Raw genomic sequence first — 22166 nt, 5'->3', positions numbered from 1 at the left:
AGGCGGCATGGACCACCCGATCAAGTCGGGTGGTGACGCTGGGGGAGCATCACGTTCCACATCGTCAACGCTGGGGTCGCAGATGGTCTGCGGCTCCTAACCGCCGGAAGGCGGGACAGCCAAAGGATTGAAATCATGAAAGTCATTCTGCTCGAGCGTATCGGCCGCACCGGCACCATCGGTGACGAGGTCTCCGTCAAGGACGGCTTTGCTCGCAACTTCCTCCTGCCCCAGGGCAAGGCGCTGCGCGCCACGGAAGCCAACCGCAAGAAGTTCGAGAACGAGCGCGCTCATATCGAACAGCGCAATGAAGAGCGCCGCAACGCCGCTGCCGGCATTGCCGAGGGTCTCAATGGCCGCACCGTCACCATGATCCGCCAGGCCGGCGAAACCGGCCAGCTTTATGGTTCGGTCGCTGCCCGTGACGTTGTGGAAGCCCTGGCCGCCGACGGTTTCGTCGTGCAGCGCAACCAGGTCGACCTCGCCGAGCCGATCAAGTCGGTCGGCGTTCACACCGTCGCACTCAACCTGCATGCCGAAGTTGCTGTCAGCATCTCCGTCAACGTTGCCCGTTCGCCCGACGAAGCCGAACGCCAGGCCCAGGGTGAAGACGTCACCGTCCACACGTTCGAAGCCGACGAAGCTGGCGATTTCGCCGCCGGCCAGGCCGACGCTGCCCAGGACGACCGTTTCGAAGAGTAGTCTTCGGATCATCAGTACAGAACTTGCGAAAGGGCCGGGATTTCCCGGCCCTTTTGTTTTGCGCCCTTCGGGCGATGCTGGCTAAAAACTAGTGGTAGTGGGTACGCTGCACCGACTCACCCATAATGCCGCCGCAAGAGCGCCGTAGTTCATTCCCCGTTGTTCACAGAGTTCACAGGGGCGCAAAGTGAAACTTAACCCTCGTGTCGCTAGCCCAAGACTCACGCAGAAAATGCGTGATTAAGAAAGGTTAACCCCCGTCAGGACTCGTTATGGCCCAGCTCGCTCTCGTTCCATCCCAAGACGACAAGACCTTCCGCGTTGCTCCGCACAATGTGGAAGTGGAACAGGCCCTGCTGGGCGCAATCCTGATCAACAACGACGCCTTCTATCGCGTCGCTGACTTCCTGATGCCGGAGCACTTCTACGAACCGATCCACCGGGAAATCTATGAGCTCGCGGGCAAGATCATCCGTGCAGGTAAAGCGGCCGAACCGGCCACGCTCAAGACCCACCTGCCCGACCAGCTGCTGCCCGAAGTCACGATGATGCAGTATCTGTCGCGCCTGGCGGCAGAAGCCACCACGGTGCTCAATGCCGCCGACTATGGCCAGGCCATCTATGACCTCGCCATCCGCCGAAACCTGATCCTGGTGGGCGAGGAAATGGTCGGCGTCGCTTATGACAGCGACGTGGAGATGACGCCCAACAAGCAGATCGAAAAGGTCGAGAGCGAACTGTTCCAGCTGGCCGAAAAGGGTCGCTATGACGGCGGCTTCCAGGCGTTCGGCGCAGCGCTGAGCGCCTCGATCCAGATGGCGGGCGAAGCCTTTCAGCGCGACGGCGGACTTTCGGGTATCGCGACCGATCTCCACGATCTCGACAAGCAGATGGGCGGGTTGCAGCGTTCGGACCTGATCGTGCTGGCGGGACGTCCCGCCATGGGCAAGACGTCTCTGGTGACCAATATCGCCTACAATGTCGCCAAGGCCTGGCGCGCAGAGGTGACGGCCGACGGGCATAGCAAGACGGTCAATGGCGGCGTCGTCGGCTTCTTCAGCCTCGAAATGAGTTCCGAGCAGCTCGCCACCCGTATTCTGGCCGAGCAGGCGGAAATTTCGTCCTCGGACATCCGCCGCGGCAGAATCCACGACAACCAGTTCGCCAAGCTGGTGGATGTCAGCAATATCATGAGCAAGGTGCCGCTCTATATCGACGATACCGGCGGCATCTCGGTGGCCCAGCTCGCCGCCCGAGCCCGACGCCTGAAGCGGCAAAAGGGCCTGGACCTGCTGATCGTCGACTACCTGCAGCTGCTGTCCGGTTCATCGAAGGCGTCGAGCCAGAACCGCGTGCAGGAACTGACCGAAATCACCACGACGCTGAAAGCCCTCGCCAAGGAGCTGGAAGTGCCGATCATCGCCCTCTCCCAGCTGTCCCGCCAGGTGGAATCGCGCGACGACAAACATCCGCAATTGGCGGACTTGCGCGAATCGGGGTCTATCGAGCAGGACGCGGACGTGGTTCTGTTCGTGTATCGCGAAGAATACTATCTCAAGAACAAGGAGCCCAAAGAGGGCACGCCCGAACATCTGACCTGGCAGGGGGAAATGGAAAAGGTGCACGGCAAGGCGGAAGTCATCATCGCCAAGCAGCGTCACGGCCCTACCGGCACGGTTCAGCTGAGCTTCGAGGCGCAATTTACCCGCTTTGGTAACCTTGCTCGGGCAGACTATCTGCCTGAACGCATGGAATAGGCATGGCGCTGACTTCAGGCCTTGGCGGCCAACTGAGCATCGATCTGGGGGCCCTGGCCCGCAATTGGCGAGCCCTGGACAAGGTGAGCGCCGGTGCGCTGACGGCCGCCGTGGTCAAAGCCGACGCCTATGGCACCGGCATCGACATGGCATCGAAGGCGCTGCATGCGGCAGGCGCCCGCTTCTTCTTCGTCGCCACGCCCGATGAAGGCATGGCGGTGCGGGCCGCGGTGCCCGACGCCCATATCTTCGTGCTCTACGGCCTCTATCCCGGCGCCGCCAATCTCTACATCCGGCAGAACCTCATGCCGGTGCTGTCGACCATGGCGATGCTGGACGAATGGCTCGCCAAGTGCGTGGAGCGCAACGAGGCCTATCCCAGTGCCTTCCATTTCGACACCGGCATCAACCGCATCGGCTTCCGGCTCAACGAAGCGGGTCTCGTACGCGAGCGGATCGAAAAGCTCGGCTATGCGCCGCAGATGATCATGAGCCACCTGGCCTGCGCGGACCAACCCAGCCATGAGAAGAACCGCACCCAGCTGGCTCTGTTCGGCTCGGTCATGGCGCAGTTTCCCGGCATTCCCGCGTCTCTGGCCAATTCGGCGGCGCTGATGACGGGACGCGACTACCACTTCCAGATGGTCCGCCCCGGCATCGCGCTTTATGGCGGCCGCGCCGTCAATGGTCGCAAGAACCCGATGCAGCCGGTCGTGACGCTGCACGTGCCGATCCTGCAGGTGACCGAGGGCCGGACCGGCGAAACCGTCGGCTATGGCGCAACCTATACGCTCAACCGCAATTCCAAGCTCGCCGTGCTCGGCTATGGCTATGCCGATGGCTACTTCCGCTCGATGTCGGGCACCAATGCCAGGCCGGGCGGGAAAGTCGTCATCCGAGGCAAGATCTGCCCGGTGATCGGCAAGATCTCGATGGACCTCACCGTGGTCGACGTGACCGAGCTGGGACAGGACCTGCCCGTGGCGGGCGAAGGCGCAGAGGTTCTGGGCCTCACTCTCGGCGTTGACGACCAGGCCGATGCCGGCGGCACGATCGGCTATGAAGTTCTCACGAGCCTCAAGGGACGGTATAACCGCATCTATGTGGGTGACGGGCGGCTGCCGGAGTAGTGGCAGCTCCGACCTTATGGTCACAGTGGCTCCCCCATCCGAGTTCCGCCCTCGGGTTTGACCCGAGGGCCTGTCGAAACGACAGCGAACGTTAAGAGTGGTCCTCGGGTCAGGCCCGAGGACGGCACGGTGGGTGCTTTGAACAGCGCGCCCATCACCCCCTTCTGGTTTTTGTCGCGGCGGCGGTCTTTCTGCTAAGTTTCCTGGCGCTCATAGACGAGGAATCGCCATGGCCAATTCCCCTGACCTCTACGTCATCCTTCTCCGTGCCATCGGCCCGGTGACGCACAAGCTCATGGGCATGGCACAGTGGCGGGAAGCCTCGGCAGCAGCGGGCTTTGTCGATCCAGTGACGGTGCTCAACACCGGCAACATGATCGCTGGCTTTGCCGGCACCGACCGGCAGGCGACGGCGACCATGACGGCGGTGCTGAAAGGGTTCGGACTGGGCGACAATGTCGTGCCCGTGCTGCGGCGCCCCGCCCTTCTCCGGCGGCTCCTCAAGGCCGACCCGGTACCCGAGGCTGCGCGGGAGCGGCCGAGCCAGACCGGGGTCTACTTCTTCGCCGATCCGTCACCGGACTTCTCCTGGCTCGACGCCTACGAGGGGCCCGAGGATGTGCATATCGTCGACAAACACCTGGTCGTGGATTTTACCCGCGACGTGGCCCAGGCGGGCAAGCTGATCCGGCTGATCGACAGGAATTGCGGGACCAACACATCGCGCAGCTGGAGCAGTCTTACAAAGATTGCGGCGGCGAGCGCGTCAAGGCACCCCCACCCAACCTCCCCCTGAAACAGGGGGAGTGCCAGTTTGCCTCGTTGTCGTTGTGCACGCCGGCCGGTCCCTCCCCACCTTCAGGGGAAGGTCAGGTGGGGATGTTCCTCCAATAGACTTATCCCCCCTCCCAAAACCTCCCTCATACTCCTCCCATCAGCCGGGTGGAGATGGGGTTGCAACGATCAACCGTCCGGCGACAGTCGGGAGCACCCTGAATCGTTACGGGGTGTGGGTCCGGAGATGGGTTGGGACAGCAATGTCCTCCCTAGCGAAACTCCCTGCCGGAAATCCTGACGCCCCGAGGCGTCTTGCGCCTCACTATACTAAACCTCAGGAGGCGAATACCGTCTCGGGGCTCCATCACGTGCTGCAACCGCGACGCCGCTGGCGCGCGGGCAAAGGCATATCCAGTTCTCTTTTTGTTCTTGAATGCTGAAGCGTCCGCCGCTACAGCTTGGGCATTGTAGGGGCGGAACACTTGGCCAAAAATCGATCTCAATTTGTCTGCCAGTCCTGCGGCGCCGTCACGACCCGCTGGGAGGGCCGGTGCGGCGCCTGCGGCGAATGGAACACCATTGTCGAGGAACTGACCGATTCCGGCGTCGGCGCTGGCCCAAAGGCCGCCAAATCCAATGGGCGACCGGTCAATCTGGTCCCGCTGAGCGGTGAGACCGAGAGCGCGGCACGCGTCGTGACCGGAATCGCCGAACTCGACCGCGTGACCGGAGGCGGGTTTGTGAAGGGCTCGGCGCTGCTGGTGGGTGGCGATCCGGGCATCGGCAAGTCGACACTTTTGCTGCAGTCGGCAGCGGCGCTGGCGGCCAAGGGCAAGCGCGTCATCTATGTGTCGGGCGAAGAGGCGGTGGCGCAGGTGCGCCTGCGCGCGCAGCGGCTGGGCCTTGGCGAGGCCGGCGTGCTGCTGGCGGCCGAAACAAATGTGGAAATCATTCTTGCGACGCTCGAGAACGGCCCGCCGCCGGATCTCGTCATCATCGATTCCATCCAGACGCTGTGGACCGACCGGGTGGACTCGGCGCCCGGCACGGTGACGCAGGTGCGCACCTCCGCCCAGGCGCTGACGCGCATGGCCAAGAAGAGCGGCGCAGCGGTAGTGCTGGTGGGCCACGTGACCAAGGACGGGCAAATTGCCGGGCCGCGCGTGGTCGAGCACATGGTCGATGCCGTGCTCTATTTCGAGGGCGACTCGAGCCACACGTTCCGCATCCTGCGCGGGGTGAAGAACCGCTATGGCGCGACTGACGAAATCGGCGTCTTTGCGATGACCGAGCGCGGGCTCGAACAGGTGGCCAACCCGTCGGCGCTGTTCCTCGACCAGCGGGACAAGGATGCCGCCGGTTCGGCGGTGTTTGCCGGCATGGAGGGGACGCGGCCGCTGCTCATCGAAATCCAGGCGCTGGTGGCCCCCTCCCCGCTCGGGACGCCGCGCCGCGCCGTGGTGGGCTGGGATTCGCAACGCCTCTCCATGGTCCTGGCTGTGCTCGAGACCCGCTGCGGCGTACGCATTGGGGCCAATGACATCTATCTCAACGTCGCCGGCGGGCTGAAAATCAACGAACCGGCGGCGGACCTCGCCGTTGCTGCAGCGCTGATCTCGTCACTGACCGGGTCGGCGCTCCCAGCCGATGCGGTCTATTTCGGTGAAATCTCGCTGGCGGGCGGCGTGCGCCCGGTGGTGCATGGCGCGCTGCGGCTGCGCGAGGCAGAAAAGCTGGGCTTTGGCTCGGTAGTCACGGGCAAGCTGGGCAAGGCCGACCGCTCCAACGGGCTTGAGGTCACCGAATATGCGCAATTGAGCGACATGGTCAGCCGCATTGCCGCCCAGGGCAAGCGTCCGATCCCGGAACCGGAGCCCGAGGGGTGGTAAACAAAGTGTTTCCGGGGAGATCGCGCCTGACTCTGTCGGCTACCCTTGGCATTGCGACGCAAAGCCGCTAAAGGTCCAGCAAAAGCCGGTCAGGCGAGATAAACAGGGCAAGACCATATGCTGACTGCGTTCGACGTTGCCGTAGGTGTGCTGGTGCTGATTTCAGCGATCCTGGCCACCGCGCGAGGCCTCACCCGTGAAGTGCTGTCGCTCGCGACATGGGCCGGTTCGGCTGCCATCGCCGTCTATATGTGGCAGTATCACCCCGAAATTGCCCGCCAATACGTGGCTGAGCCCGTCATCGCCGACATCGCCACCGTCGTGGTGACGTTCATCCTGGCGCTGATCGTGCTGCACCTGCTCACGATGCGCATCGCTGATTTCGTCGTCGACAGCCGCATCGGACCGATCGACCGTACGCTTGGTTTCGTCTTCGGCGTGCTGCGCGGCGTGCTCATCGCCATCGTGGTGACCATTTTCGGCCTTTGGCTGCTGCCCAACAATCTGCCCGACTGGGCTGCACAGGCGCAGTCCCTGCCCTATCTGCAGAATATGGGCGAGACACTTATTTCCATGCTGCCAGAAGGCCTGGAGCAGCAGGTGAACGATATTCTCCAGGGTGGCGGCGCCAACCTGACCGACGACCCCGACGCTCCGGCCGTACCGCTTGAAGGCGCGCCCGAAGCCGACGAAGGCGGCACTGTCGATCCGACCGATCCGGTGGTCGACCCCGCTCCCGGGGCCTAAAGAGACAGAGCGCGGAACCCGCTTCCGCCGCAGACCTGCCGACCGCTGACGTCATTGGTGGCCGGCAGGAAAAAGCGCTATCTGGCGCACACGCATATTTTCACACGGAGCCCCCCGGTGACCCATATCAGCGATGACGATTTCGATCTCAATGGCGACACGCTGCATGAAGAGTGCGGCGTGTTTGGCATTTTGGGGCATGACGATGCCTCGACGCTGACCGCGCTGGGCCTGCATGCCCTGCAGCATCGCGGCCAGGAAGCCGCCGGTATCGTCAGTTTCGACGGCCGGCAGTTTCACCAGGAGAAGCGCATGGGTCTCGTGGGCGACCACTATACGGACCCTGCCGTGCTGGCCAAACTGGCCGGCAGCATTGCCATTGGCCACACGCGCTATTCGACCACCGGCGAAGTGGCGCTGCGCAACGTGCAGCCGCTGTTTGCGGAACTGGAAGCGGGTGGCATTGCCATTGCCCATAATGGCAATTTCACCAATGGCCTGACCCTCAGGCGCCAGATCATCGCCACCGGCGCCATCTGCCAGTCGACGTCGGACAGCGAAGTGGTGCTGCACCTGATCGCCCGTTCGCGCCACTCCTCGACCACCGACCGCTTCATCGACGCCATCCGCCAGATGGAAGGCGGCTATGCCATGCTGGCCATGACCCGCACCAAGCTGATCGCGGCGCGCGATCCTGTCGGCATCCGCCCGCTGGTGATGGGCGAACTCGACGGCAAGCCGATCTTCTGTTCGGAAACCTGTGCTCTCGACATTGTCGGCGCGAAATATGTGCGCGACGTCGAAAATGGCGAAGTCATCATCTGCGAAATCCAGCCCGACGGCTCGATCACCATTGATGCGCGCAAGCCGGCCCGCAAGGCGCCCGAGCGGCCGTGCCTGTTCGAATACGTGTACTTTGCCCGCCCCGACAGCATGGTTTCAGGCCGCAGCGTCTACAAGGCGCGCAAGAACATGGGCATGCACCTCGCCAAGGAAGCGCCGGTCGAGGCCGACGTGGTCGTGCCGGTGCCCGATGGCGGCACACCGGCGGCTATCGGCTATGCGCAGCAGAGTGGCATTCCGTTCGAGCTTGGCATCATCCGCAACCACTATGTGGGCCGTACCTTCATCGAGCCAACCCAGCAGATCCGTGCCTTTGGCGTGCGGCTCAAGCACTCGGCCAACCGGGCCGAAATCGCAGGCAAGCGCGTCGTGCTGATCGACGATTCCATCGTGCGCGGCACGACTTCGGTCAAGATCGTGCAGATGATCCGCGATGCGGGCGCCACCGAAGTGCATATTCGTGTCGCCAGCCCGATGATCTTCCATTCAGACTATTACGGCATCGACACGCCGGACCCGGACAAGCTGCTGGCCAACCAGTATGGCGATCTCGACGCCATGTGCCGCTTCATCGGCGCGGATTCGCTGGCCTTCCTTAGCATTGACGGGCTCTATGAGGCAGTCGGCGGCGAGAAGCGCAATGCGCAGGCGCCGCAGTTTACCGACCACTATTTCACTGGCGACTATCCGACGCAGTTGACCGATCTGCACGGTCGCACCATGAGCGATCCCAAGCAGATTTCGCTGCTCAAGGAAGCGGGTTAATGACTGACAATACCGAACTGGCCGGCAAGGTCGTCCTCGTCACCGGCGCGTCGCGCGGCATCGGCTATGCCGCAGGCATCGAAGCTGCCAGTCGCGGGGCGCATGTCATCGCTGTGGCCCGCACCGTGGGCGGGCTGGAAGAACTCGACGACGCTATCCAGGCCAAGGGCGGCTCGGCAACGCTCGTGCCGCTCGACCTGCGCGACGGCGAAGCCATCGACCGGCTGGGCGCGGCGATCTTCGAGCGCTGGGGCCACCTTGATGGCCTCGTTGCCAATGCCGGCCAACTGGGCGTGCTGAGCCCGGTGGCGCATATCAAGCCTGATGACTTCGACAAGGTGCTGTCGGTCAACGTGACCGCCAACTATCGCCTGTTGCGCTCGCTGGACGTACTGCTGCGCCAGTCGGATGCCGGTCGCGCGGTGTTCGTCTCGTCCGGGGCGGCCCGGTCGGCGCGCCCGTTCTGGGGCCTCTATGCGGCCAGCAAGGCGGCGCTCGATGCGCTGGTCAAATCCTATGCCGGGGAAATCGCCACCACCAAGGCGCGGGCCAACGTGTTCTATCCGGGCATTGTGCGCACCGCCATGCGGGCCAAGGCCATGCCGGGTGAAGATCCCAATACACTGCCGACGCCGGCCGAGGTTGCGCCCAAGCTCATCGACATGCTGAGCCCCGGCCTTAGCGAGAACGGCCGCCTCTTCGATGTCGGCACCGGCGCTTTCGAAGACATCTGACCCATGCTGACGCTGCGCCCCTATTCCGCCGAAGACCTCGATGCGCTCTACCGCATCTGCCTTCAGACCGGGAATGCGGGTGCAGACGCCACGGACCTGCACAACGACCCGCAATTGCTCGGCCACATCTATTCGGCACCCTATGGCGTGCTGGAGCCTGAGAATGTGTTTGTCGCTGTCGACGACGAAGGGGTAGCCGGATACGTGGTGGGTACCCATGACACCAAGACCTTCGACGCGCGGTTGGAGCGTGAATGGTGGCCGCCCCTGCGCGCGCGTTACGCCAACACCGCCAATCTCACACCGACGGACGAGGCCCGCCTCAAGACCATCCAAAATCCCGGGAGCAATCCCGAAGCGCTGGTGGACGCTTACCCCGCCCATATTCACATGAACCTGCTGCCGCGCCTGCGCGGGCAACGGGTGGGGTCTCGCCTCCTCGACCTCTGGATCGAACAGGCACGGGCGGCGGGGGTGAAAGGCATTCACCTGGGCGCCAGCGCCAGCAATAGTGGTGGCATCGCCTTCTGGACGAAGAGCGACTTCAAGCCGCTATACGAGGCGCCGGGAGTGGTCTGGTTCGGGATGGACCTTTAGGCGGGCCGCAGGAGCTTCTGCACGCCCGCAGTGCCCCTCACCCACCATGCCGTCCTCGGTCTAGACCCGAGGACCGCTGTCCCCCATGCACCATGTGCCTGTTGCGAATGGCCCTCGGGTCGAGCCCGCGGGCGGAACTGTGACGGTAGAAGCGCCCGCACCCCCACCCTTGGTCCCTCCCCACAAGGGGGAGGGAGACGATGAACACTGACGCCGCGGCCCTGCGCCTCCCTCCCCCTTGTGGGGAGGGAATGAGGGTGGGGTGATTTCGAAAGTACCGGACCTATCGCCCTATCGTCATTGCCCGGCTTGTCCGGGCAATCCATGGACCACCGGGACAAGCCCGGTGGTGACGAAGCATGGCAGGTGTCTGGCCCGTTGCTAGCTCGGCACGACGACGGGCGAGATCAGCACCTTGTCGATGCGGTGGCCATCGAGGTCGATGACTTCGAAGTGCCAGCCATTATGCTCAAAACTCTCGCCGATAGCCGGCATGTGGTTGAGCTGGGAGAGGATAAAGCCGGCGAGGGTCTCATAGCGCGCATTCTTGGGCAGGGGCACCTTGAAGCGCTCGGAGAAGTCGCTGGCAGGCATCCAGCCGGCGACCAGCCAGGAGCCATCCTTGCGCTGCGCCACCGCCGGCTCGTCGCCTGGTTCCTCGTTGTAGACGCCTGTGATCACCTCGAGCACGTCGCCATAGGTGATGATGCCTTCAAAGTGGCCGTATTCGTCGACGACAAGCGCCATTTCGGCCCGCGAGGCTCGCATGGTTTCAACCACGTCCAGCGCGTCGGCATGTTCCATGACCACGGGCACCGGCTTGACCAGGCTGCGCAGGTCCGGCTGCTGGCCCGCCGCCATGGCGGGAAGCAGGTCAGACTGGTTGAGGACACCAATAATGGAATCGGCGTCGCCATCCTGAACCAGGACCTTTGTATGCGAGGTCTCGAGGATGGCCTTGAGGCTTTCCTCGTAGGAATCCTGCAGATCTATGGTCACGACGTCGAGGCGCGGGGTCATGATGCCACGGGCCGAACGGTCGGCCAGGCGCATGACGCCTGATATCATCGAGTGCTCTTCGGTTTCGAAGATGCCGGCCGTGGTGGCCTCGGCAATGATGGTGCGAACCTCTTCTTCGGTTACCGATTCTTCGGATTGACCCGACTGGCCGAGCAGGCGCAGCACCAGCTTGCCCGAAATATCGAGCAACCAGACGATGGGCGTGCCGACCAGAGCGAGGATAGCCATGGGCTGGGCAACACGCGAGGCTACGGCCTCGGGATTGCGCAGGGCGACCTGCTTGGGCACCAGCTCGCCCAGAATCAACGAACCATACGTGATGAGCACAACGACGACACCGACACCGGCGACATCAGCAATATTGTCAGGCACGCCAATGCTTTCCAGCCAGTCGGTGAGACGCAGGCCGAGCGTGGCGCCGGAGAAGGCACCCGACAGAATGCCGACCAGGGTAATGCCGATCTGCACGGAGGAGAGGAATTTGCCGGGATCTTCGGCCAGCTTGATGGCCGTGGCGGCGCCCTTGTTGCCTTGATCGGCAAGAACTTTCAGGCGAGCGGGGCGGGAAGAGACAACGGCCAATTCGGACATGGCCAAGGCGCCGTTCACCAGGATCAGAACGACGACGATAAGGATTTCTGTAAGCAACAAAGTGCAATGTTGGCACGCCGCGACCAATGGCGGGGTGTTACGACCGCCCCATTATAGGGCAAACGCACGACAATTGAATAGGTCGACGCAAGGGGGTGGGGACAACCTGCCCCGGCACGGATGCCATTGCCTCGTCGATTTTCCTTCAGCCGCAGGCCGTTGGAGGGCAACAGACCCGCCGCCAGCCCGCCGGGAACCGGCGGACAAGGCGAGCCCTGACCCTACTTCTTGTCGGCGTAGGGGTTCTTGCCACCGCGCAGCCAGAGACGGATGGGCGTGCCCTTCATATCGAAGGCTTCGCGCAGACCGTTGACCAGATAGCGCTGATACGACGCAGGCACCGCGTCGGGGCGCGAAGCGAAGATGATGTAGCTGGGCGGCCTGGTCTTGGCCTGGGTCATGTAGCGCATCTTGAGGCGGCGACCCGACACGGCCGGCGGCGGATGGCCTTCCAGCATGCCGGCGAGCCAGCGGTTGAGGCGCGAAGTGGAAACGTGAGCGTTCCAGCTCCGCTCGATCTCGAACACGGCGTCCATCAGGCGGTCGATATTCTTGCCAGTGAGGCCGGAGAGGGTGACCAGCGGAATGCCGCGGAGCTGCGGCAGCAGCCGCTCGCACTCCTCGCGCAGTTCCCTAAGCTTTTCGTTCTTGTCCTCGATCAGGTCCCACTTGTTGAGCGCGATGACCATGGCCCTGCCCTCGCGCTCGACGAGATCGGCCAAGGCCAGGTCCTGCTTTTCGAACGGGATGGTGGCATCGAGCAGCAGGACGACGACTTCGGCATACTGGATGGAGCGCAGGCTATCGCCCACGGCCAGCTTTTCGAGCTTTTCGGTGACCCGCGAGCGGCGACGGATGCCCGCCGTATCCACGAGGTTGATGGTGCGGCCTTCCCATTCCCACGGCACGAGAATGCTGTCGCGGGTTATGCCGGCCTCGGGGCCGACGAGGACGCGGTCTTCGCCCACCATGCGGTTGACCAGGGTCGACTTGCCGGCATTCGGGCGGCCGACAATGGCGACGTTGAGATAGCGTTTCGGGTTCCAGCGCAGGGTGGCGTCGTCACCCTCGCCTTCGAGCATGTCGGCGGTGATATCGACATCAACCTCGGGCAGCATGTCGAGATCGCCGGCGGCATCCGTCTCGTCGGCAGCGGCCTTTTCTGCCTCGGCCTTGTCAATGGCGGCAGAGACGATGGAATAGAGCTCGGACAGGCCAAGTCCATGCTCGGCCGACAGGGCAATGGGCTCGCCGAAGCCGAGTTTGAAGGCTTCCACGAGGCCGTGTTCGGCGGACTTGCTCTCGGCCTTGTTGCCGACCAGATGCACATGCTTGCCGGCCTTGCGCAGGACCTGCGCGAAGCGCTGGTCGAGCGGCATGACGCCGGCGCGGGCATCGATCATGAAGAGGATGATGTCGGCTTCGCGGATGGCCAGCTCGGTCTGCTGGCGCATGCGGTCTTCAAGCGAGCCATCCTTGACGTCTTCGTAGCCGGCCGTATCCAGTACCTTGAAGGTGAGATCGGCGATATGGCCCTCGGCCTCGCGGCGATCGCGGGTCACGCCAGGCGTATCATCGACCAGCGCGATCTTGCGGCCAACGAGCCGGTTGAACAGCGTCGATTTGCCGACATTGGGACGGCCAACAATAGCCAGTGTGACCGTCATGGCGGTGATCCTTCTCTGCCGGCCGATTATTCGGCGGCGGGTTCTGCTGCCGGCTCGGCGGCAGGTTCGACGACGGGCTCGGCAGCCGGTTCGGCGGCGTCATCCTGAACGATGGCGTCGATGGCCCCGGCTGCGGCCTCAGCAGGCTCTTCGGCCGCGGTCACGCCTTCCGAGAGCATCTCGGCAAGGTAGTAGGCCATGCGGTTGCGCAAGGGCGACTGGGCCAGCGGATCGTTGATGACAGCTTCAAAGCTGGACTGGGCAGCAGCGAAATCGCCGGCCTTGTACTGGACGAGGCCGAGCAGCTCGCGGGCGACGCGGCGCATCTGGGAGTCGTCTGTGGCAAGGGTGGCCACGCGGGACTCGACATCGGCCAGCGTGCCGCTGTCGACGAGAAGATTGGCGGCCAGCAGCATGGCCAGCTCGCGCAGACGCGGATTTGGCAGCGTGGACGAGAGCGAGTCATAGGCCGCAACGGCAGCGGCATCGTCGCCCTGCTCGGCGAGGAGCGCAGCCTTGCGGAATTCGGCCAGAACCGGATAGCCACCCGAGCCATTGGCCGCGAGTGTTTCGAGCTCAGCCTGGGCAGCAGCAAGGTCGCCGGCCTCGGCCTTGTCCAGGGCCGAGTAGAGCTGTTGGGAAGCTGCAGACGACTGGCTCTTGGTGTACCAGGCCCAGCCCTCATTGACGGCAACGAGCACCACGATGGCGACGGCGCCGCCGATGACGAAGGGCGCAAACCGACGCCACAGGGAGCGCATGCGATCGGTGCGCAGTTCCTCGTCGATTTCCTTGAAGATGTTCTCGTTGGACATGGCCGGCCTAGGGTCGAAAGAAGTTGAGGGGGACCATTATCACGCAGTCCCGGGAAAGCAAACCGGCTCGCCTTGGCGAGCCGGAGCAGCGGTTGGTTCGGACAGGCGCGATGCGCTGATCCCTATTCCCACTCGATTGTCCCAGGTGGCTTGGACGTCACATCGTAGACAACGCGGTTGATGCCGCGGACTTCATTGATGATGCGGGTCGCCGTCCGCCCCAGGAAGTTCATGTCGAACTGGTAGAAATCGGCCGTCATGCCGTCGACCGAGGTCACGGCGCGCAGGGCGCAGACGAACTCGTATGTGCGGCCATCGCCCATGACGCCCACGGTCTGCACTGGCAGCAGAACGGCAAATGCCTGCCAGATCTTGTCGTACTGGCCCGACTTGCGGATTTCGTCGAGATAGATGGCGTCGGCCTGGCGCAGGATGTCGAGCTTTTCGGGGGTAATGCCGCCCGGACAGCGGATGGCGAGGCCCGGACCCGGGAAGGGGTGGCGACCAATAAAACTTTCGGGAATGCCCAGTTCGCGTCCGAGGGCGCGGACTTCGTCCTTGAACAACTCGCGCAGCGGCTCGACGAGCTTCATATTCATGCGCTCGGGGAGACCGCCCACATTGTGGTGCGACTTGATGGTGACCGAGGGACCACCGGTGAACGACACGGATTCGATAACGTCGGGGTAAAGCGTGCCCTGAGCCAGGAATTCGGCGCCACCAAGCTTGTTGGCTTCCGCCTCGAAAACTTCAATGAAGAGGCGGCCGATGATCTTGCGCTTGGTCTCGGGGTCCGACTGGCCGTCCAGTTCATCCAGGAAGAGCTTGGACGCATCGACATGGACGAGCGGGATGTTGAACTGATCGCGGAACATGGTGACGACCTGTTCGCTTTCATTCAGACGCATCAGGCCGTGATCGACATAAATGCAGGTGAGCTGGTCGCCGATGGCTTCGTGAATCAGCACGGCGGCTACGGAAGAGTCGACGCCCCCGGACAGACCGCAGATGACACGACCCGTGCCGACCTGTTCGCGGATCTTCTCGACCATCTTCTGGCGATAGGCCGACATGGTCCAGTTGCTGGAAATGCCGCAGATATGGTGCACGAAATTGGCGTAGAGCTTGCCGCCATCGGGTGTATGGACCACTTCAGGGTGGAACTGCACAGCCCAGATACGGCGGGCTTCGTTGGCAATCATGGCGAAGGGCGCATTGGGCGAGGTCCCCACGACCTCGAAACCCTCGGGGAGCGCGACGACCCGGTCGCCATGGCTCATCCAGACCTGGTGAGCGGTACCGACTTCCCAGATGCCGTCGAACAGGGCTGCCGGCTTCTGGACGGTCACTTCTGCCCGGCCAAACTCACGATGGTGCCCAGCTTCGACCTTGCCACCCAAAGCCACGCACAGTGCCTGCTGGCCATAGCAAATGCCCAGGATCGGGATATTCGCATCGAGAATGGACGGATCGATGGTCGGAGCGTTCTCATCCAGTGTCGAGGCGGGACTGCCCGAGAGCACGACGCCCTTGGGATTGAGGGCGGCCATGGCGGCGCCCGCCGACTGGAAAGGATGAATTTCGCAATAGACGCCTGTCTCTCGGATGCGCCGCGCGATCAATTGCGTGACTTGCGATCCGAAGTCGACAATGAGAATGGTGTCGTTACGGGAGGCGGTATCTGGGTGCTGCATGGCGAGCCTTTAGCCAGAGGATGCGGATTCCGCAAGCGGGGCGTTGGAGGAACGCCCATGCAATATTGGGGGGACAATGGGGAATCAAGACTCTCGCCTCTATGTCGCCGATTTCGTGCGAGCCAGCGCCTGCCTGATCGTGCTGTTCCACCACCTGGCGCAGCGCGTCAGTGACCGGTCGGAAATCTGGAATGACGCATGGCTGGTGCTCAATAATGGCGGCGGCTTCGGCGTTGGCCTGTTTTTCGTGTTGAGCGGCTTCCTGCTCTCGCTGCCGTTCTGGAAATCGCTGGACCGAGGCACGCCCCTGCCCTCCCTGCGGACCTATTTCCTGCGCCGCGCGGCGCGGATCCTGCCGGGGTTCTGGCTGGTGCTGACACTGACCTTTGTCCTGAGCGTCACGGTTTTCGGAGCAAGGCTCGATGTGTGGCTGTGGCTGCGGTACCTGTCCGGCGTGCTCGTCATCAGCGACTGGCACTGGACGACCCTGTTCCCGGTCGAGGTCAATGGACCGCTCTGGTCAATCGGCTTTGAAGTCAGCTCCTACATCATGCTGCCGCTTGGTTTTATGGCGCTCTTTGCGCTGGGCGGCAGGCTGTCCCCGATCATGCGGCGCCTCGCATGGGCACTGGTCATCGGGCTTGCGCTGGTGGCCCACACCCTTTTCGTCTCGCTGGTCGAGGTTGACGCTTATCGCAAGGGTTGGGAATTCGGGCTGCAAGGCGGCGCCAAGGTGTGGATGCCGCGCTTCAATCCGTTCGGCTTCTTCGCCATTTTCGCCCTTGGTGCGCTGGCTGGTGGGGTGCAGACGCTGCTGGCAGACAAGCGTGGCTGGCTGTTCGATGGCCTCTGCCTTGCCGGTGTCGCCGGCTCTACCTGGTACATGATCGCGGTGTCCCTACGGCAGGCGGGCGAACTTTATGGCTGGTTGCAGGTGCCCTATCAGTTTCCGATCATGCCAATGCTGGTCGCCCTGATCCTTATTGCCGGCCCATCTTCCGTTCTGGTGGGCCGGCTGCTGGATAATGGGATGGTGCGCGGCCTGGCGCAGGTATCGTTCGGCGTTTATGTGTGGCACTACCTGTTCATTGAACTCGTCCGCCAATTTGTAGAGCCGGAGATGGTTCATGGGCGGATGACCGACCTCGCCAGCTTCTTTGCCCTTACGGCCGGGATTGTCCTTGCGAGCCTTGTGGTGGCCGCTGCCTCGTTTCGATGGCTGGAAGCCCCTGTGATGTCCTGGGCACGGGGTCTCGAGAGGTCCCCGCGCCCGTTGGCGTCGCCACAGCCGGCCTAGTTCAGCAGGGCAATGGACAGGTTGAGATAGCCGGCGAAGCTCACCCAGGCGAGGTAGGGCAGGAACAGCCAGACGGCGAGGATGTCGTGGCGACGGGCATTGGCGATGAAGCCGATAATCGTGAACCACATGCCAACCAGCACGACAAAAGCCAGCCAGGGTTGCTGCGCCAGGAACCAGATGGGCGACCAGGCCCAGTTCAGAACCATTTGGGCGAACCAGAATTTCATCGCGACCGAACGCGGCGCTTCCATCCAGATGCGCCATCCGGCGACGGCAATCATCGTATAGAGCGTGAACCAGACGGGCCCAAACACCCAGTTCGGCGGATTAAGCGGCGGCTTTTCAAGATTGGCGTACCAGACGCCCGGCTGGGACTGGGTCCCAATCAACGCGCCAATACCGATCACCGCGACCAGGAATATGGCGAGGGCAATCCAGGCGGAGGGTGTACGATTGTCTGTGGTGGAATGCATCGGTCTCTCCAAGATGGGTTTACCTAAGGAACGATGCAGACAAGCGGACGGTTCACCTGGCCTGACTTTGTGGGCCCTAGTTCAGCAGGGCGAATGCGAGGTTGATATAGCCGGCATAGCTCGCCCAGACGAGGTAGGGCACGAATAGCCAGGTGGCGAGGGCGTCGTAACGACGCGCCGAGAGCATGAAGCCGACAATTGAAATCCACATGCCAAGGAGAACAGCAAACGCCAGCCAGGGCTGCTTGGCAACGAAGAAGACGGGCGACCAGAGCCAGTTGCACAGCATCTGCGTGACCCAGAACCACATGGCAACCGAGCGGGGTGCGGCCATCCAGATGCGCCAGCCGGCGACGGCAGTGATCATGTAGAGGGCGAACCAGACGGGCGCGAACGCCCAATCGGGCGGCGTGAACGGCGGTTTGCTCAGCGTATCGTACCAAGCTCCGGATGGTGCCTGGGCGCCGACGAGACCGCCGACACAGACGACCAGGGCGATGAACACCGCCAACGTGGCCCAGGATGTCGGGTTTTGGTAGTCCGTCTCGGCGGTGGTCGAGGCATAGGGCATTGCGTCTCTCCCCAGAGAAATTTGGGACACAACGCAAAACCGGGAGACAGGTTCACAAGAAAGCGCCCGTAAGCATTCTTCCGCCTCCCGGGCAGGACCAAGGTCCAGCTATGCGCCCGCCTTGCGCAGCAAATGGCAATAAAAGCCATCCGTACTGGTGCGGCGCGGGGTGAGGCAGATACCACCACCTGATGTGACCAGACCGGCAGGAATGTCGGTGATCAGCGCCTGACGCCAGGCAGTCGCCATGTCCATCGTCGAGAATCCGGGATTGGACGCGAGAAAGGCCGCAACCTGATCATCGTTCTCCTCGGGCAGGATGGAACAGGTGATGTAGACCAGGGTGCCGCCGGGCTTGAGATAGGTCGCAGCCTCGGCAAGCAGAGCGGCCTGTTCGGATTGGCGCTGGGCGAGCAGGTCCGGGGTCAGCTTCCACTTGGTATCGGGGCGACGGCGCCAGGTGCCGGTTCCGGTACAGGGTGCATCGACGACGACCCGGTCGAGTTTTCCTACCAGATCGTCGAGAGCGCCGGGATTGGGGGCGCGAACCTGGGCATTGCGGACGCCGTTGCGCTTGAGGCGGTCGTAAATGGGGGCGAGGCGGGAGCGGTCGCTGTCATAGGCAAAGATCTGCCCCTTGTTGCCCATTGCAGCGGCCAGGGCCAGGGTCTTGCCCCCTGCCCCGGCGCAGAGGTCGAGAACCTGCTCGCCTTCGCGGGCACCCGATAGTGCCGCCACGATCTGGCTGCCCTGATCCTGCACCTCGAACCAGCCCTTCTGATACCCCTCGTCGGTGGTCACGTTGGGCGTGCGGGCATCGCGCTGGCCGGATGGCATGGTGATGCCAAACGGGGCAATGGCGGTAGGCTGTGGCGAAAAGCGGGCCAGCGATTTCATGACCTTTTCGGGCGCCGCCTTGAGCGCATTGACGCGAAGGTCAAGCGAAGGCCGGCCGGCCATGGCCTGGCCCTCGGCGATCCAATCAGCCCCGAAGGTGCGTTCGAGCGACGGCGCCAGCCAGTCCGGAAAATCGGACTGGGCGATGGCAGGTGCCTGGCGGAGGTCGGCGGTCGCCCCGGCTGCCTCTTCGGCGTTCAATGCTGCAGGGGCGTGGCTGTCATCGGCAAAGGCCGCATTGAGGCTTTCCGGCGTCTCACCCCAATCACGCATGGCGACAGCAAGGACGAGCGCACGCGGGCTGTCGCTGCCCATGGCGGCAGCGTGCGACGCACGACGGCGCAGCGCGTCATAGACGAGATTGCCGATGGCAGCGCGGTCGCCCGCGCCGGCAAAACGATTGTTGAGCCCCCAGGCCTTAAGCGCTTCCGAAACGGGACGGTGCCGCGTTTCGACGTCAGTCAGGACTTCGATGGCAGCAGAAAGACGGCCGGGGAGACGCATGGATCAACTTTCGGGGAAATGGCAGACATTGACGCGATTGCCGGCGATGTCGACGAAGTCGAACCAGCTCATCGGGCCATCGGCCTTGATCTCGGTGACCTCGCGCCCGTCTTCGGACAGGGCAGCATGCAAAGCCTGCGGATCAGTGGTGAAGAAATTGAACGCGACATAGGCCTGCTCGGGCATCTTGTCGACGGGGATCAGCGTCAGAGCCGTACTGGTGCGGCCGGCACCCGCAAGGCGCATACCGATATAGCCGGCGGAGCGGAAGACCTGCTCGAAACAGAACATGCGGGCATACCACTGGGACGCGGCCTCGGTATCGAGGGCCGGCACGAAAATGGTGTCGATGCGGGAAACCGGGGGCATGGCGGTCAGCTCAGGAGAATGACGCGGATGACGAGCCATAGCCAGAACAGGCCAAGGACGGCAAGGCCGGTCGAATAGGCGGCAAAGCGGCGCGGCACGTTGTTGCTGGTGACATGGATGGCGGCATGGACAATGCGCAGGGCGACGAAAAGCCAGGCGAGAATGACATCGAGCCAGGAGACCAGCCCGAGTTGCACAAGCAGCAGCGCCCCGACGAAAAACAGCACCGGCAGCTGGAACTGGTTGTCGAAACTGTTGGACAGCAACCGCGCCTTGAGCGGATAGCCGGTGCGGTCAACAGCAATGTCGGCCATGGGAATTTCGCCCCGCATAACCCGGGGCACGCGTTCGCGCCCCATCAGGACGAGAATGGCGAGAGCCAGAAACACCTGCGCGGCCACGGCGAGGATCAGCAACTTGTCAACGAGCGGCATCAGCTCTCCGGAATTGCTCTGCAATGCGGGCTAAGGAGTGTCTCGCAGACCCTGGCCCCAGCGCCACACTGTTTCGGTCGCGGTTTCGTGGTCCTGCACGATCACCTCGGCAGATGTGTCACCGGACTTTTCCGCATCTTCGATGGCGGCCTCGATCGCGGCCGCGCGGGACTTGAACGGTGCCGAGGTTGTGCCCTGGTGAGTATGCTGCCAGGCCCCCTCGCGCAGGGTGACGATGTAGTGGTTTTCACTCATTTGCGCCTCCTCCATCCGCCCACAACGCCCGGCGGAGCGGGGCGTTGCAGGCGGTGAAAGAGTATCGATCAGCGTCCACTGCGGTAGTTGGGAGCCTCGCGCGTGATGGTCACATCGTGGACATGGCTTTCGCTGAGAGCGGCGCCGGAAATCTTTACAAAGACGGAGTTCTCGCGGAAGTCCCGAAGGGTGTGGGCACCGGTATAGCCCATGGAGGCGCGCAGGCCCCCGGCGAGCTGATGCAGCACAGCATTCACGGGGCCCTTGTAGGGCACCTGACCCTCGATGCCCTCGGGGACCAGCTTCATCTGATCGCGGACATCCTGCTGGAAGTAGCGATCGGCCGAGCCGGCACCCATGGCCCCGACCGAGCCCATGCCGCGATAGGACTTATAGGAGCGGCCCTGATAGAGGAACACCTCGCCCGGCGCCTCGTCCGTACCGGCGAGAAGCGAGCCGACCATGACGCAAGACGCGCCGCCGGCCAGAGCCTTGGCCATATCGCCGGAGAACTTGATACCGCCATCGGCAATGACGGGTACGCCCGACTTCGCGCCTTCTTCGGCGCAGGCCATGACGGCAGCGAGCTGCGGCACACCCACACCCGCGACGATGCGGGTGGTGCAGATGGAGCCGGGGCCAATGCCGACCTTGACCGCATCGGCGCCAGCATCGATCAGCGCGCGGGTGGCTTCGGCTGTGGCGACATTGCCGGCAACGATGCGGGTGGAATTGCTCTCGCGCTTGACGCGTTCCACGGCCTCGGCGACGCGCACAGAATGTCCATGGGCGGTGTCGATGACGAGGAGATCGACGCCGGCATCGATGAGGGCCAGCGAACGCTCGAAGCCATTGTCGCCCACTGTCGAGGCGGCGGCGACCCGCAGGCGCCCCTGCTCGTCCTTGACGGCATTGGGGTGAAGCTGCGCCTTTTCGATATCCTTGACCGTGATGAGGCCGATACAGCGATAGTCTTCGTCCACGACCAGCAGCTTTTCGATGCGATGGCGGTGCAGAAGGACCTTGGCTTCTTCCTTGGAGACGCCCTCGCGCACGGTGATCAGGCGCTCGCGGGTCATCAGTTCGGCAACCGGCTGGGCCGGATTGGAGGCGAAGCGCACGTCGCGATTTGTGAGAATGCCCACCAGCTTGCCAATGGCGCGGCCGCCCGAGCCGCCGTTTTCGACCACCGGAATGCCTGAAATGCGGCTGCGCTGCATGAGCTGGAGGGCATCGGCCAGGGTCGCATCGGGTCCGATGGTGATCGGGTTGACCACCATGCCGCTTTCGAAGGACTTGACCATGCGAACCTGCTCGGCCTGCTCGGCAGCGGTGAGGTTCTTGTGAATGACACCCATGCCGCCGGCCTGGGCCATGGCAATGGCCATGTTGGCTTCTGTGACCGTATCCATGGCCGAGCTCAGAATCGGAAGATTGAGCGCTATGTCCTTGGTAACATAGGTAGAAATATCGGTTTCGGTGGGCAGGATGTCGGAGCGCGCCGGCTGCAGCAGCACGTCGTCGAAAGTGAGCGCCGCGTCGCCGGTAACGGTGGTAATAATCTTCGCCAAGGCC

General features: G+C 63.3%; 21 protein-coding genes. 10 read left to right on the top strand and 11 right to left on the bottom strand.

The annotated features are described in order from the left end of the window. Positions 1 to 135: 135 nt before the first annotated feature. From rplI to MQW79_RS00590, 9 genes are all read left to right on the top strand, one after another. Positions 136 to 702 (top strand): 50S ribosomal protein L9, encoded by a 567-nt coding sequence (gene rplI, locus MQW79_RS00630; protein WP_476586210.1) that lies wholly within the window; start codon positions 136 to 138, stop codon positions 700 to 702. Positions 703 to 974: 272 nt separating this feature from the next. Beyond that, entirely contained in the window at positions 975 to 2459 is a 1485-nt protein-coding gene (locus MQW79_RS00625; RefSeq protein ID WP_476586209.1) for a replicative DNA helicase, read from the top strand. A 2-nt stretch (positions 2460 to 2461) separates the two neighbouring features. Continuing rightward, positions 2462 to 3589 carry an alanine racemase gene (alr, locus tag MQW79_RS00620; RefSeq protein WP_476586208.1) on the top strand — a complete coding sequence of 376 codons (1128 nt, stop codon included), beginning with the start codon at positions 2462 to 2464 and terminating at the stop codon, positions 3587 to 3589. Between the two features lie 229 nt (positions 3590 to 3818). Further along, complete coding sequence (locus tag MQW79_RS00615) at positions 3819 to 4385, top strand: DUF1697 domain-containing protein (protein WP_476586207.1); 567 nt, start codon at positions 3819 to 3821, stop codon at positions 4383 to 4385. Between the two features lie 463 nt (positions 4386 to 4848). Then, positions 4849 to 6255 carry a DNA repair protein RadA gene (gene radA, locus MQW79_RS00610; protein WP_476586206.1) on the top strand — a complete coding sequence of 469 codons (1407 nt, stop codon included), beginning with the start codon at positions 4849 to 4851 and terminating at the stop codon, positions 6253 to 6255. 117 nt (positions 6256 to 6372) lie between these two features. Next, complete coding sequence (locus tag MQW79_RS00605; protein WP_476586205.1) at positions 6373 to 7002, top strand: CvpA family protein; 630 nt, start codon at positions 6373 to 6375, stop codon at positions 7000 to 7002. A gap of 117 nt (positions 7003 to 7119) precedes the next feature. Beyond that, positions 7120 to 8610, top strand: a complete 1491-nt coding sequence (purF, locus tag MQW79_RS00600) for an amidophosphoribosyltransferase (RefSeq protein WP_476586204.1) — start codon at positions 7120 to 7122, stop codon at positions 8608 to 8610. Further along, the gene (locus tag MQW79_RS00595; protein ID WP_476586203.1) at positions 8610 to 9344 is read left to right on the top strand and encodes an SDR family NAD(P)-dependent oxidoreductase; all 735 of its coding nucleotides are present in this window, start codon (positions 8610 to 8612) and stop codon (positions 9342 to 9344) included. The genes purF and MQW79_RS00595 overlap by 1 nt, the downstream gene beginning before the upstream one ends. A gap of 3 nt (positions 9345 to 9347) precedes the next feature. After that, positions 9348 to 9941, top strand: a complete 594-nt coding sequence (locus tag MQW79_RS00590) for an N-acetyltransferase family protein (protein ID WP_476586202.1) — start codon at positions 9348 to 9350, stop codon at positions 9939 to 9941. Between the two features lie 381 nt (positions 9942 to 10322). Here MQW79_RS00590 and MQW79_RS00585 read toward each other — a convergent pair whose 3' ends face one another. The 4 genes from MQW79_RS00585 to guaA all read right to left on the bottom strand — a co-directional run bounded on the left by MQW79_RS00585 (position 10323) and on the right by guaA (position 15788). Further along, positions 10323 to 11609 (bottom strand): hemolysin family protein, encoded by a 1287-nt coding sequence (locus MQW79_RS00585; RefSeq protein WP_476588267.1) that lies wholly within the window; start codon positions 11607 to 11609, stop codon positions 10323 to 10325. A 224-nt stretch (positions 11610 to 11833) separates the two neighbouring features. Then, positions 11834 to 13279 (bottom strand): ribosome biogenesis GTPase Der, encoded by a 1446-nt coding sequence (der, locus tag MQW79_RS00580; protein ID WP_476586201.1) that lies wholly within the window; start codon positions 13277 to 13279, stop codon positions 11834 to 11836. Between the two features lie 26 nt (positions 13280 to 13305). Then, positions 13306 to 14094 (bottom strand): tetratricopeptide repeat protein, encoded by a 789-nt coding sequence (locus MQW79_RS00575; RefSeq protein WP_476586200.1) that lies wholly within the window; start codon positions 14092 to 14094, stop codon positions 13306 to 13308. 122 nt (positions 14095 to 14216) lie between these two features. Continuing rightward, on the bottom strand, positions 14217 to 15788 hold the full coding sequence (guaA, locus tag MQW79_RS00570) for a glutamine-hydrolyzing GMP synthase (protein WP_476586198.1): 1572 nt from the start codon (positions 15786 to 15788) through the stop codon (positions 14217 to 14219). Between the two features lie 76 nt (positions 15789 to 15864). Between guaA and MQW79_RS00565 the strand changes: the two genes are divergently transcribed. Then, on the top strand, positions 15865 to 17085 hold the full coding sequence (locus MQW79_RS00565) for an acyltransferase family protein (RefSeq protein ID WP_476586197.1): 1221 nt from the start codon (positions 15865 to 15867) through the stop codon (positions 17083 to 17085). Here MQW79_RS00565 and MQW79_RS00560 read toward each other — a convergent pair. From MQW79_RS00560 to guaB, 7 genes are all read right to left on the bottom strand, one after another. Next, complete coding sequence (locus MQW79_RS00560) at positions 17082 to 17561, bottom strand: TspO/MBR family protein (protein ID WP_476586196.1); 480 nt, start codon at positions 17559 to 17561, stop codon at positions 17082 to 17084. The two genes, MQW79_RS00565 and MQW79_RS00560, sit on opposite strands and share 4 nt — an antisense overlap. Positions 17562 to 17637: 76 nt before the next feature. After that, the gene (locus MQW79_RS00555; RefSeq protein WP_476586195.1) at positions 17638 to 18132 is read right to left on the bottom strand and encodes a TspO/MBR family protein; all 495 of its coding nucleotides are present in this window, start codon (positions 18130 to 18132) and stop codon (positions 17638 to 17640) included. A 108-nt stretch (positions 18133 to 18240) separates the two neighbouring features. Next, positions 18241 to 19533 carry an RsmB/NOP family class I SAM-dependent RNA methyltransferase gene (locus tag MQW79_RS00550; RefSeq protein ID WP_476586194.1) on the bottom strand — a complete coding sequence of 431 codons (1293 nt, stop codon included), beginning with the start codon at positions 19531 to 19533 and terminating at the stop codon, positions 18241 to 18243. A gap of 3 nt (positions 19534 to 19536) precedes the next feature. Then, complete coding sequence (locus tag MQW79_RS00545) at positions 19537 to 19902, bottom strand: VOC family protein (protein ID WP_476586193.1); 366 nt, start codon at positions 19900 to 19902, stop codon at positions 19537 to 19539. Positions 19903 to 19907: 5 nt separating this feature from the next. Beyond that, the gene (locus MQW79_RS00540; RefSeq protein WP_476586191.1) at positions 19908 to 20336 is read right to left on the bottom strand and encodes an MAPEG family protein; all 429 of its coding nucleotides are present in this window, start codon (positions 20334 to 20336) and stop codon (positions 19908 to 19910) included. Between the two features lie 30 nt (positions 20337 to 20366). Further along, positions 20367 to 20591, bottom strand: a complete 225-nt coding sequence (locus MQW79_RS00535) for a DUF2188 domain-containing protein (protein WP_476586189.1) — start codon at positions 20589 to 20591, stop codon at positions 20367 to 20369. 68 nt (positions 20592 to 20659) lie between these two features. Beyond that, on the bottom strand, positions 20660 to 22162 hold the full coding sequence (gene guaB, locus MQW79_RS00530; RefSeq protein WP_476586187.1) for an IMP dehydrogenase: 1503 nt from the start codon (positions 22160 to 22162) through the stop codon (positions 20660 to 20662). Positions 22163 to 22166 lie beyond the last annotated feature (4 nt).

It is taken from the genome of Devosia sp. Micro-HW1 (assembly GCF_056341075.1).
The sequence above is the reverse complement of the archived record's forward strand: the minus strand, read 5'-3'. Positions and strand labels throughout refer to the sequence as shown.